Source organism: Pseudocitrobacter cyperus, assembly GCF_039889165.1.
Lineage (GTDB): Bacteria > Pseudomonadota > Gammaproteobacteria > Enterobacterales > Enterobacteriaceae > Pseudocitrobacter > Pseudocitrobacter cyperus.
On the sequence record NZ_JAYMYY010000001.1, the window covers coordinates 623,453 to 636,167 of the forward strand.

Genomic DNA, 12,715 nt, shown 5'->3' on the forward strand with positions numbered 1-12,715 from the left:
GCCAGCCGCCGCTTTTCGGAATCTATAAAGAAACCCGGCAGCAGAAGCTAACCGGGTTTCGTGGGGAGTGAGGCGTGGCTGTTGGTCTACGCGCTAATTTGCTCCATTGCCTGCAAGACACGTTTGTCGGAAATCGGATACGGCGTGCCCAGTTGCTGAGCAAAGAAACTCACGCGCAGTTCTTCAATCATCCAGCGGATCTCCTGCACATCATCATCATCCCGGCGCGCTGGCGGCAGTTTGTTCAGCCACTGCTGCCATGCCTGCTGCACGCTTTCCACCTTCAGCATTTGCGCACGGTCACGGTGCGGGTCGATTGCCAGTTTTTCCAGTCGTTTCTCAATCGCCTGCAAATAACGCAGCGTGTCGCCAAGACGCTTGAAGCCGTTACCAGTGACAAAACCGCGATAAACCAGCCCGCCCATCTGCGCTTTGATGTCCGACAGCCCCAGCGCCATGGTCATATCCACACGCCCTTTCAGGCGCTTGTTGATGTTGAAGACAGCCGTGAGGATCTGCTCAACCTGCTTTGCAATCACGACTACCGTGTCGTTCAGTTCGGCGCGGACTTTATCGTGCAGCTTCGTGAACCCTTCTTCTGTCCACACCGGGCCGCCCGCTTCATCAATCAACTTATCCACGCCGCAGGAGATGCAGTCGTCAATGAGATCCAGCACTTTGCCGTATGGGTTAAAGTAGAGCCCCAGTTTGGCTTTGTTTGGCAATTTCTCATGCAGATATTTAATCGGCGACGGGATATTCAGCAGCAGTAGGCGGCGCAGACCACGCCACATCGCCTGTTGCTGTTCCTGCGGGTTATCAAATAGCTTGATCGCCACGCTTTCACGTTCATCCACCAGCGCAGGCCAGGCCTTCACTTTGTAGTTACCGCGTTTCTGCTCGTAGTGATCCGGCAGGTTGCCAAAGCTCCAGATATGCAGGCCACTTTGCTCGATACCATCGTCGGCGACGGCGGAAAGCGTTTCCTGCACTTTCCCTTTAAGCGTATCTTTCAGCGCCTGCAGGGAACGCCCTTCCTGAAGTTTCTTGTTTTTGTCATCCACCACGCGGAAAGTGATTTTCAGGTGATCGGGCACCTGATCCCACTGCCAGGCCTCACGATCAACCGTCACACCCGTCATACGACGCAATTCACGTTCCAGGCTATCAAGCAATGGCAGCTCCAGCGGCGTGACTCGACCTAAAAAGGCTTCGGCATAATTGGGAGCGGGAACGAAATTACGCCGTACCGGTTTCGGCAGCGATTTAATCAGCGCGATAATCAGTTCGCGACGCAGGCCGGGGATCTGCCACTCAAATCCGGCTTCATCAACCTGATTAAGTAACGGCAACGGAATATGCACGGTCACACCGTCCGCATCCGCCCCCGGTTCAAACTGATAGCTCAAACGCAGCTTAAGGTTGCCCTGATGCCAGAAGTTCGGATAGTCCAGCTTACTGACTTTCTCCGCGCCCTCTTTAATCAGCATGCTCTTCTCAAAGTTGAGCAAATCCGGCGTCTCGCGGCTGGCTTTTTTCCACCAGTTATCAAAATGACGGGCGGAGATCACATCGTGGCTGATGCGCTGGTCGTAAAACTCAAACAGCGTTTCGTCGTCCACCAGAATGTCGCGGCGGCGCGATTTATGCTCCAGCTCTTCAATTTCCGTGCGCAGCTTCAGGTTATCGCGGAAGAAGGCATGGCGCGTCTGCCAGTCTCCTTCCACCAGCGCGTGGCGGATAAAGAGCTCACGACACAGCGCCGGGTCGATCTGGCTGTAATTCACCTTACGCGCAGCCACAATCGGCAGCCCGTAGACGGTGACTTTCTCCGTCGCCATCACCGCACCCTGCGCCCGTTCCCAGTGCGGTTCACTGTATGAACGTTTGATCAGATGCTGAGCCACGGGTTCAACCCATTCCGGATCAATGCGCGCGGCGATACGCCCCCACAGGCGGCTGGTTTCAACAAGCTCGGCGACCATCGTCCATTTCGGCGGTTTTTTGAATAAACCGGAGCCCGGGAAGATAGAGAAGCGCGCATTCCGGGCGCCAGTAAATTCCTGTTTATCGGCGTCTTTCATGCCAATATGGGAAAGCAAACCGGTGAGCAGCGCGATGTGGATTTCCCGATATTCCGCCGGTTCACTGTTGACCGGAATGCCCAGTTCTTTCACCACCTGGCGCAGTTGGGTATAAATATCCTGCCACTCGCGAACGCGCAGGTAGTTAAGAAAATCAGTCCGGCACTGACGGCGGAAGGCGTTCGATGACAGCGCTTTTTGCTGTTCCCCCAGGTAGTTCCACAGATTTACAAACGCCAGGAAGTCAGACTCTTTATCATGAAAACGACGGTGTTTCTCATCAGACGCCTGCTGTTTATCCATCGGACGCTCACGCGGATCCTGAATAGAAAGCGCAGAAGTGATAATCATCGCTTCACGTACACAGCCATGTTTCTGCGCTTCCAGCACCATTCGCGCCAGACGCGGGTCGACCGGCAGTTGCGATAACTGGCGACCTAATGGCGTCAGCTTATAAGCGCTCGCCTGTTCATCGGTAGCAATCGCGCCCAACTCTTCCAGCAAACGCACACCATCCTGAATGTTACGTTTATCCGGCGCTTCGACGAACGGAAACGCAGCGATATCACCCAGCCCCAGTGCGGTCATTTGCAGGATAACGGAAGCCAGGTTAGTACGCAGAATTTCCGGATCGGTAAATTCCGGGCGCGACAGGAAATCATCTTCCGAATAGAGCCGGATACAGATCCCTTCCGATACACGCCCGCAGCGGCCTTTACGCTGGTTTGCGGAAGCCTGCGATACGGGTTCAATGGGCAAACGCTGTACTTTAGTGCGGTAGCTGTAGCGACTGATACGGGCAGTCCCCGGATCAATCACATATTTAATGCCCGGCACGGTCAGTGACGTTTCCGCGACGTTGGTCGCCAGCACGATACGACGCCCGCTGTGTGCCTGAAAAACGCGGTTTTGCTCGCTGTTAGAGAGGCGAGCATAGAGCGGCAGGATCTCCGTATGGCGCAGATCCCGCTTGCTAAGCGCATCGGCGGTGTCGCGAATTTCGCGCTCGCCGCTCATAAAGATCAGGATGTCACCCACACTTTCCCGCCCCAGTTCATCTACCGCGTCAAAAATCGCCTGCAACTGGTCACGTTCGGTGTCATCAGCCTCTTCAACGATGGGGCGATAGCGCACTTCCACCGGATAGGTGCGCCCCGATACTTCAATAATCGGTGCGTTATTAAAGTGGCGTGAGAAGCGTTCCGGGTCGATAGTCGCCGACGTAATGATAATTTTCAGATCCGGGCGACGCGGCAGCAGCTCTTTCAGATAGCCGAGCAGAAAGTCAATGTTCAGGCTGCGTTCATGCGCTTCATCAATAATGATGGTGTCGTACTGCATCAACAGCCTGTCCTGCTGGATTTCCGCCAGCAGAATACCGTCGGTCATCAGTTTGACCATGGTGTTATCGCTGACATGATCGCTGAAGCGGACTTTGTAACCGATGCAGCCGCCTGGCTCTGTTTTCAATTCTTCGGCGATACGGTTGGCAACGGTTCTCGCCGCCAGTCGACGCGGCTGGGTATGGCCAATCAGGCCTTTGATGCCGCGCCCCAGTTCCATGCAAATTTTCGGCAACTGCGTAGTTTTACCGGAACCCGTTTCCCCGGCGACAATCACCACCTGGTTATCACGCACCGCGGCGAGAATATCGTGTTTCTTCTGGCTTACCGGCAGATTATCCGGATAGGTAATTTCCGGCCGTGCGGCTTCGCGCAGCAGGACTTTACCTGCTGCCAGTTCAATCTCTTTCGCCATTTCCTGGTAAATGGCCTGTTGTGCATCAGGATTTTTAACCTTCTTCACGCCGTGCAGGCGACGTGCAAAGCGCTGTTTATCGCGCAGCGTTAGTGCATCGAGCTGCTGATTCAGCGCTGCGAAGGTGAGTTTTTGTTGTTCTGTCATAGCGTTATCGGGCACCGATGTGCCGGAAATATTCTCGTCATACGTTCTCTACAGGATACCACACCTAACCTGACGCCGAACTGTTTTCACGGCTGAAGGGATAAGGTTCCGGGGGTGTTGTTCAAAAAAATCGAACAGAGGATTCGATATATTGCGCTATCCCTGTGGCAGGATTGTGAATAAAGTGTCTGCAAGCAACCGGGCAAGGCCCGTCACTCAAAGTATAAAGGAAACACCCATGAGCAAAGTATTGGTTCTGAAATCCAGCATCCTGGCAGGCTACTCCCAGTCTAATCAGCTGTCCGACTATTTTGTTGAGCAGTGGCGTGAAAAACACAGCGCGGACGAAATCACCGTGCGTGACCTGGCAGCGAACCCCATTCCGGTGCTGGATGGCGAACTGGTCGGCGCACTGCGTCCGAGCGATTCTCCGCTGACCCCGCGTCAACAGGAAGCACTGGCGCTTTCTGATGAACTGATTGCCGAACTGAAAGCCCATGACGTTATCGTGATTGCCGCGCCGATGTACAACTTTAACATCTCAACCCAGTTGAAAAACTACTTCGACCTGGTTGCCCGCGCTGGCGTCACCTTCCGTTACACTGAAAACGGCCCTGAAGGCCTGGTTACGGGTAAGAAAACCGTGGTGATCACCAGCCGTGGCGGCATCCATAAAGATACCCCGACTGATCAGGTGACTCCGTACCTGTCTACCTTCCTCGGCTTTATCGGCCTGACCGATGTGAAATTTGTCTTCGCTGAAGGCATTGCTTACGGCCCGGAAATGGCCGCCAAAGCGCAGGCTGATGCGAAAGCGGCGATTGACGCTGTCGTTACTGCATAATATTTAAGAGGCCTCCCGCGAAATCGGGAGGCCTTTTTATTTAACCCGCATTTTTCGCAATGCTGTTCAGCGTTGCCAGCACGTCATCAGATAGCCTTAATTCCCCTGCCGCCATATTCTCCCGCAAATGGGCCACTGAAGAGGTTCCCGGAATCAACAGGATATTCGGTGAACGCTGCAACAGCCACGCCAGCGCAACCTGCATCGGCGTCGCGCCAAGACTTGCCGCCACGTCAGAAAGGGTTGTCGATTGCAGTGGAGTAAAACCACCAAGTGGGAAGAACGGCACATACGCGATGCCGTCGCGCGCCAGCGCATCAATTAATGCATCATCAGCGCGGTGTGCAATGTTGTATTCATTCTGCACGCAGACAATTTCTGCAATGTTACGCGCTTCCGCCACCTGAGTCGGGGTGACATTACTCAAACCAATGTGCTTCACCAGCCCCTGCTGTTGCAGTTCGGCGAGCACCGTAAAACTGGCTTCGATGGAGCCTTCCGCAGGCCCGTGACCGTCGCCGAGCATGATGCGCAGGTTAACCACATCCAGCACATCAAGACCGAGATTTCGCAGGTTGTCGTGTACCGCTTGTTTCAGTTCCGCAGGCGAAAACGCCGGAAGCCAGGAAGCATCGTTACCACGACGCGCGCCAATTTTGGTGACAATCGTTAGCTCGTCGCCATACGGGTGTAACGCTTCACGGATAATCTGGTTAGTGACATGCGGGCCGTAGAAATCACTGGTATCAATGTGATTAACCCCCAGCGCCAGCGCTTCGCGTAGCACTGTAATCGCCACATGGCGATCTTTCGGCGGGCCAAAGACGCCGGGGCCTGCCAGTTGCATGGCGCCATAGCCAAGTCGATTGACGGATTTCGAACCAAGGATAAATGGATCACTGCTGCTCATAACACCCTGTCCCTATTTAAGACGGATTAAGAGCCAACAGTATAGGAACGAACGTGTGACGATGAAACGTGTAAAAAATGCGATTGTGTAAAAAACCGCAACCCAATGCGGGAAGCGGCTTTTGCGGCTATGGGCTAGCTCTGCGATTTAGGCCGCAGATCTTTATCAAACGTTAGTCGCTTGCGCCCCTCTTCTTCGGCGCGTAACGGCTCAACCTGGTGCATTGTTTTCTTGCAACGTTCCACCAGCACCTGATACTCGCGCGTGCCCTGTTTTTTCCAGGCTAATTCTTGCTCACTTAATTCCCGCATCGCTTTCGCCGGGCTGCCAATAATCAGGTGATTGGCCGGCATTTCCGCTTTGGCTTTGACGAATGCCGCCGCGCCGACGATGCTGTTTTCGCCAATCACCGCGCCGTCCATCACTACCGCGTTCATTCCCACCAGCGCGTTGCGGCGGATAATACAGCCGTGCAAAATCGCGCTATGGCCGATATGCCCCTCTTCTTCTACCACCGTATCCTGCTCCGGGAAACCGTGCATCACACAGTTATCCTGAATGTTCGCGCCGTCTTTCACCACAATACGGCCAAAGTCGCCACGCAGGCTGGCATTCGGGCCGACGTATACGCCTTTGCCGAGGATCACGTCGCCAATTAACACCGCAGTCGGATGCACATAGCTCTCGTCCGGCACCACCGGGGTTAAGCCGTCAATCTGATACACTGGCATAAGACCTCCCTTCGTTAACCGGCAGCCCGCCAAAGCGTTGATAGAACAGCGAACCCGGCGCAGGCAATTCGCCCACCGGGGTTTCACCTTTTTCGCTGACAAAAGCCAGCGCAGCGGGCGCCACACGTTGATAAATATTAATACAGAGTTGTCGCGCCGAGCCGCCAGGCCAGTGCGCCGGAAGAAGCTCCTCCGGCAGGAGTGGGTCTTTCAACACCACGCGACGATAGAAGTGGATTAAAAGCAGTTGGATCTGGAAGCAGCGTTCCGGTGTCAGCTCATCGGCATCCACCTCACGCAGTAGCGACAACAGCGGGCGGAATAGCTGAATGAACGTATCGTACATCACGTTCTGTTCCGTTAGCTGCCAGCACTCCTCTACTCTGGCGCGTAATGCCGCCCGCGACAGCGCCAGCGGAGAATGCGCTTCGAAGCAGATAACGTTGTCCGCCACGCCTGCTTCATGCAGCAGCGACTGCACATCCGCCAGCTTTTGCGATGGCGAGGCCATCAGGCTCGGCGCAAGCGTGCCAAACCCTTGCCAGATAAGCTGTTTTTTGACATCTGAAAGCGTTGCACGATCCAGCCCTTCCGAGAGTAACAACAGCCAGGTGCCGTCCCAGGCGGGGGTTTCGGCACGATAGATTTTATTTTCCGCCCGCCGGGTTAAGCGCTGGCCTTTGTCGCTCAGGCGGTAAAAGCTGCGGCGGCCGATGCGTTCCACATCCAGCCAGCCCTCTTTGTTGAGGCGAAACAGCGCGGTTCGGACAAAGCGTTCGCCAAATCCCAGGCCTTCGAGCATCGCCGCCAGGCTACCGAGCCAGACGGTACCGCCGCGATGCAACAGGGAATCACCATACAGCGAGGCAATCAGAGAGGTGCCGCTAATCGGCACTGAGGAGACGGCCTGTTGTATGAAAGTGTCAATCTTACTCATCTGATTCATCCTGTTGTTATTATTTTGATTTATGAATCATAGCATAGGTTTCCCCTCAGCCCGGCCCTCTCCCAAAGGGAGAGGGAGAAAACCACACCCATCAGTCCCCTCTCCCTGAGGGAGAGGGTGAAAGCTTTATCACACGCTGGCAATCTTGCGCAAATCAAACACCCGGCACGCTTTGCCTTCCGAACGCGGGATAGCTCCGCAGTTGACGATAGTGACATCGGTGGAAATCCCCACCATCGACTTAATGCGGTGACGCAACTGATGGCACACCTGGCAGCGCTGTTCGTGGCTCAGATACAAACTGCTCTCTTTCAGTTCAACCTGAATCGATAGCGAATCAAGATGTCCACGACGGTTTACTTCCAGTTGATAGTGTGGAGAAAGATGTTCGAACTTCACAATCTCCTCCTCCAGTTGTGACGGGAAGACATTGACGCCGCGAATAATCAGCATGTCATCGCTGCGCCCGCTGATGCGATCCATCCGGCGCATGGTGCGGGCGGTGCCCGGCAGCAGGCGCGTCAGGTCGCGGGTGCGGTAGCGGATCACCGGCAGCGCTTCTTTGGTCAGGGTGGTGAACAGCAGTTCGCCGTGCTCGCCGTCATTCAGCACTGTGCCATCGTTCGGATTGACGATTTCCGGGTAGAAGTGATCTTCCCAGATGGTCGGGCCGTCGGCGGTTTCAATGCACTCCATCGCCACGCCCGGCCCCATCACTTCCGAGAGACCGTAAATATCCAGCGCGCTGATCCCCAGACGGCGCTCAATCTCTTTACGCATCGCCTGCGTCCACGGCTCTGCGCCAAATACACCAACGCGCAGAGAGCACTGGCTGGCGTCGCCGCCCATCTGGCGCTCCAGCTCTTCAATCAGGTTCAGACAGTAGGATGGCGTCACCATGATCATATCCGGCTGGAAATCACGAATAAGCTGTGCCTGCTTCTCGGTCTGGCCGCCGGACATCGGGATCACCGTGGCGCCCAGTCGTTCCGCACCGTAGTGCGCGCCCAGCCCGCCGGTGAACAGGCCGTAGCCGTAAGCAACGTGGATTTTATCTTTCGGCGTGCCGCCCGCCGCCCGCAGAGAACGCGCCACAATATCGGCCCAGGTATTAATATCGTTCTGGGTGTAGCCGACCACCGTCGGCTTACCGGTGGTGCCGGATGAAGCATGCACGCGCACTACCTGCTCCATCGGCACCGCGAACATGCCGAACGGATAGTTATCGCGCAGATCCTTTTTGGTAGTGCACGGGAATTTCTGGATGTCCTTTAGCTCTTTGAAATCATCCGGGTGAACGCCCGCTTCATCGAATTTGCGGCGATACATCGGCACATTTTCGTAAGCGTGTTTAAGCGTCCATTTCAGACGTTGCGTTTGCAGCGCCTGCAGTTCGTCCAGCGATGCTTTTTCGATTGGGTCAAGCTTTGTATTTGTTGTCATTATAGGGTACTCGCAGGTAAAAATTAGCTCACACACGCTCCAGGATCATGGCAATGCCCTGACCCACACCAACACACATCGTACACAGGGCATAGCGACCCTGACGGCGCTGCAACTCCAGACTGGCGGTCAGCGCCAGTCGTGCGCCGCTCATCCCTAACGGATGGCCTAAGGCGATGGCGCCTCCGTTCGGATTAATATGCGGCGCCTCATCCGGCAGCCCTAATTGTCTGAGGACGCCCAGCGCCTGCGCGGCGAAGGCCTCGTTCAGTTCGATAACGTCCATATCGGTGATACTTAGGCCCGCTCGTTCCAGCACTCTGTGCACGGCAGGCACCGGCCCCAGCCCCATCAGGCGCGGCTCAACCCCGGCGGTTGCCATAGCGACAATCCGCGCGCGCGGCGTCAGCCCCTGGGCGATGGCCTGCTGTTCGCTGGCGATGATCAGCGCCGCCGCGCCATCGTTGACCCCGGAGGCGTTGCCTGCCGTAATCACGCCATTCGCGCGGAACGGCGCTTTCAGCTTGCCAAGCTGTTCCAGCGTGGTTTCCGGGCGCAGATGCTCGTCATCCCGCACCTCGGTATAGGTGCCCTTTTTGCCCGGCACGCGTACTGCCACGATCTCTTCGGCAAACACGCCGTCGCGCTGGGCTCTGGCGGCCCGTTGCTGGCTGTTCCAGGCGAAGGCGTCCTGATCGGCACGGCTAATATTTAACAATTCAGCTACATTCTCCGCCGTTTCCGGCATGCTGTCAGTTCCAAATTGTTGCTGCATGAGCGGGTTCACAAAACGCCAGCCAATGGTGGTATCAAACATCTCCGCCTGGCGCTGGAAAGGCGCGCTGGCCTTACCCATTACGAATGGCGCACGCGACATCGACTCCACGCCGCCCGCCACCAGCAAATCAGCATCACCGGATTTAATCGCCCGCGCCGCGAAACCAATGGCGTCCAGGCCGGAGCCACACAGGCGGTTAATGGTGGTACCGGAAACATCCTGCGGATAGCCCGCCAGCAGCAGCGCCATTCGCGCCACGTCGCGGTTATCTTCCCCAGCCTGGTTGGCGCAGCCGAGGATCACGTCATCAATGCGCGTCGGGTCAAGTTTCGGGTTGCGCGCCAGTAGTTCGCGCAGCGGCACCGCCGCCAGGTCGTCGGCACGAACGCTGGATAACGCCCCCGCATAGCGGCCAATCGGGGTACGAATGCCGTCACAAATAAATGCATCACGCATCAGCTTCTCCTGTTACCGTGCCGCCGATGCGGTGGGATTTACCGCGAAACAGGGCTACCGTTTTTTGTTGTTGGTTAACAATTTCAATGTCATAAACGCCGGTCTGCTTGCCCTGGTGTTTTACCCGGGCGGTGGCGGTTAACTTGTCGCCCGCAAAGCCGGGGCGCAGAAAATCAATTGAGCAGGCCGAAGCCACCGCCGCCAGCCCCTGACTGTTGCAGGCGTAAGCAAAAGCGGTATCCGCCAGCGAAAAAAGCTGGCCGCCGTGGCAGGTCTGGTGGCCGTTGAGCATCTGCGGCGCCACCGTCATGGTGAGCACCGCAAAACCTTCGTCCATTTCGAGGATGTCGATCCCCAGCGCCTGCGCGCAGGTGTCGCGTTCATACATTGCATGGGCATTACGCCAGGCGTTACTCATGATGACTCTCCAGCAGCGCACGCTGGCGCAGTAAGGAACTCGGGCGATAGCGCTCTTCACCGTAGTGGGATTGCAGGTTTTCCAGTACGCGCAACACGTTCTGCCAGCCCAGTTCAGCGCCCCATTGCAACGGCCCTTTCGGGTAATTCACGCCAAGGCGCATCGCCGTATCGATATCCTGTTCGCGGGCGACCTGTTTCTGCACCGCGTCCAGCGCTTCGTTCGCCAGCATCGCGACCGTGCGCCACACCAGCAGCCCCGGATAATCAGCAATTTGCAGCACTTTTTTGCCCTGCTGCTGGAAGTAGTAGACGGCTTTATCGGTGTCGGCCTGGGCGTTGGTCTGTGCGGCAGCCAGCACCACCACATCCCCCTCGATACGGTCAAACACCACCGCCGGGCGCTGATGGCGCACAGCCAATGCCAGCGCAGTTTCGCCTTGTGTTTCAATCAGCAGCAGATCGTCAATTGTGACACTGTCACCATTTTCTGTTATCTCGCCTGGGTCGACCGAAACGTCTGCCAGATACGGGTCTGATACCGCTTCCACTGGCCAGCGATAAACCCCCTGTCCGCTCTTCTTACCCAAACGCCCGCCCAGCACCAGTTCCTGTTGCAGCAGCGAGGGTAAGAAACGGCGGTCTTGCCAGAAGGCGTTGAATACCGAGCTGGTAACGGCAAAGTTAACGTCATGGCCGATCATATCGGTCAGCGCCAGCGGCCCCATCGGAAAGCCGCCGCCTTCGCGCAACGCCGCATCAATGACTTCCGCCGTCGCCACCTGCTCTTCCAGCGCCCGCCAGGCTTCGGCGTAGAACGGACGGGCAATGCGGTTGACGATAAAGCCCGGCGTCGAGCGGCAGCGCACCGGCTGTTTGCCCCACGCGGTGACGCAGTTGCAGAGCGTATCCGCCACTTCCGCCGAGGTTGCCAGGCCGCTGACCACTTCCACCAGTTTCATGACCGGCGCCGGGTTAAAGAAGTGCAGCCCCGCGACGCGCTCCGGGTAGCGCACATCGGCGGCAATAGCGGTGATTGAAATAGAAGAGGTATTACTGGTCAGCAAGGTTTGCGGCGGGCAAATTTCCGCCAGTTGACTGAACAGCGCCTTTTTCACCTCCAGGCGTTCGGAAGCCGCCTCGACAACCAGATTAGCCGGAGCCAGTGAAGCGATATCCGCCACCGGGTAGATTTTTTTCAGCGTCTTTTCGCAGACTTCAGCGCTCAGCTTGCCGCGTGACACGCGGGAGGTCAGGCGCTGGCGGATGCCGTCAATGGCACGGGTGAGCGCCTGCTGATTGATATCAAACAGCAGCACATCGTGCCCCGCCGTCGCCGCCACTTCCGCAATGCCTGCGCCCATCGTGCCGCTGCCAATCACGGCAACCGTTTTGATTTCATGGCTCATGGTTTATTTCCCGCAGAACTGGGGTGGACGTTTCGCCAGAAACGCGCTGACGCCTTCGCGATAGTCATCGCTGCGCCCGGCCAGACGCTGGAAGTCACGTTCCATATCAAGCTGGTTGTCCAGCGTTTGCGTTTCCGAGGCCAGCAATGCCTGTTTGATAAGGCCCAGGCCGTAAGTTGGCTGCGTCGCCAGATGGCGCGCCAGCGTCAGGCTGGTATCCGCCAGTTCGGCGTCATCCACCACCTGCCAGATCATGCCCCACTGCTGCGCCTGCTCAGCGCTCAGTTTGTCGCCCAGCAGCGCCAGCCCCATGGCGCGTGCACGCCCGGCAATTCGCGGCAGCAGCCAGGTGCCGCCGCAGTCAGGCACCAGCCCCAGCTTACTGAACGCCATCACAAAATTCGCCGAACGGGCGGCAATCACCATGTCGCAGCCCAGCGCCAGCGTGGCGCCCGCACCTGCCGCCACACCGTTCACTGCGGCAATCACCGGCTTCGGTAGTTTTGCCAGGCGGCGTACCAGCGGGTTATAAAACCGCTCGACGGACATCCCCAAATCCGGCGCAGGGCCGTTAGGATCGACGTTGCGATCGTTCAGATCCTGCCCCGCGCAAAATCCGCGTCCCGCGCCGGTAATCAGCAGGCAGCGAATGGTCTCATCACGTTCGGCTTGCTTCAGGCACTCGGCAAGTTGCTGATGCATCACATCGTTAAAGCTGTTGAGACGTTCCGGGCGGTTAAGCGTAATGGTCATCACGCCCTGCTCAACATGACTCAAAATAAAAGCATCCAC

At 56.9% G+C, this 12,715-nt stretch carries 10 protein-coding genes; 1 reads left to right on the forward strand and 9 read right to left on the reverse strand.

The features are described 5' to 3' along the window. Positions 1–86 precede the first annotated feature (86 nt). A complete protein-coding gene (hrpA, locus tag VSR74_RS03060) occupies positions 87–3,989 on the reverse strand; it encodes an ATP-dependent RNA helicase HrpA (RefSeq protein WP_347793337.1) in 3,903 nt (1,300 codons plus the stop codon). Positions 3,990–4,227: 238 nt separating this feature from the next. On the opposite strand from hrpA, the gene azoR reads away from it, so the two are divergent. Then, on the forward strand, positions 4,228–4,833 hold the full coding sequence (gene azoR, locus VSR74_RS03065) for an FMN-dependent NADH-azoreductase (protein WP_347793338.1): 606 nt from the start codon (positions 4,228–4,230) through the stop codon (positions 4,831–4,833). 40 nt (positions 4,834–4,873) lie between these two features. On the opposite strand, the gene VSR74_RS03070 is transcribed toward azoR, so the two are convergent. From VSR74_RS03070 to paaG, 8 genes are all read right to left on the reverse strand, one after another. Then, a complete protein-coding gene (locus VSR74_RS03070) occupies positions 4,874–5,743 on the reverse strand; it encodes an aldo/keto reductase family oxidoreductase (RefSeq protein WP_347793339.1) in 870 nt (289 codons plus the stop codon). 134 nt (positions 5,744–5,877) lie between these two features. Beyond that, complete coding sequence (paaY, locus tag VSR74_RS03075; RefSeq protein ID WP_347793340.1) at positions 5,878–6,474, reverse strand: phenylacetic acid degradation protein PaaY; 597 nt, start codon at positions 6,472–6,474, stop codon at positions 5,878–5,880. Next, on the reverse strand, positions 6,455–7,420 hold the full coding sequence (gene paaX / locus VSR74_RS03080) for a phenylacetic acid degradation operon negative regulatory protein PaaX (RefSeq protein ID WP_347793341.1): 966 nt from the start codon (positions 7,418–7,420) through the stop codon (positions 6,455–6,457). The genes paaY and paaX overlap by 20 nt, the downstream gene beginning before the upstream one ends. A 129-nt stretch (positions 7,421–7,549) precedes the next feature. Beyond that, positions 7,550–8,863, reverse strand: a complete 1,314-nt coding sequence (paaK, locus tag VSR74_RS03085) for a phenylacetate--CoA ligase PaaK (RefSeq protein WP_347793342.1) — start codon at positions 8,861–8,863, stop codon at positions 7,550–7,552. Between the two features lie 28 nt (positions 8,864–8,891). After that, complete coding sequence (pcaF, locus tag VSR74_RS03090) at positions 8,892–10,097, reverse strand: 3-oxoadipyl-CoA thiolase (protein ID WP_347793343.1); 1,206 nt, start codon at positions 10,095–10,097, stop codon at positions 8,892–8,894. Then, positions 10,090–10,515, reverse strand: coding sequence for a hydroxyphenylacetyl-CoA thioesterase PaaI (gene paaI / locus VSR74_RS03095; protein WP_411914223.1), 426 nt, complete (start codon positions 10,513–10,515; stop codon positions 10,090–10,092). The genes pcaF and paaI overlap by 8 nt, the downstream gene beginning before the upstream one ends. Further along, the gene (locus VSR74_RS03100; RefSeq protein ID WP_347793344.1) at positions 10,508–11,923 is read right to left on the reverse strand and encodes a 3-hydroxyacyl-CoA dehydrogenase; all 1,416 of its coding nucleotides are present in this window, start codon (positions 11,921–11,923) and stop codon (positions 10,508–10,510) included. Before VSR74_RS03100 ends, paaI begins: the two co-directional genes overlap by 8 nt. 3 nt (positions 11,924–11,926) lie before the next feature. Further along, positions 11,927–12,715, reverse strand: coding sequence for a 2-(1,2-epoxy-1,2-dihydrophenyl)acetyl-CoA isomerase PaaG (gene paaG, locus VSR74_RS03105; RefSeq protein WP_347793345.1), 789 nt, complete (start codon positions 12,713–12,715; stop codon positions 11,927–11,929).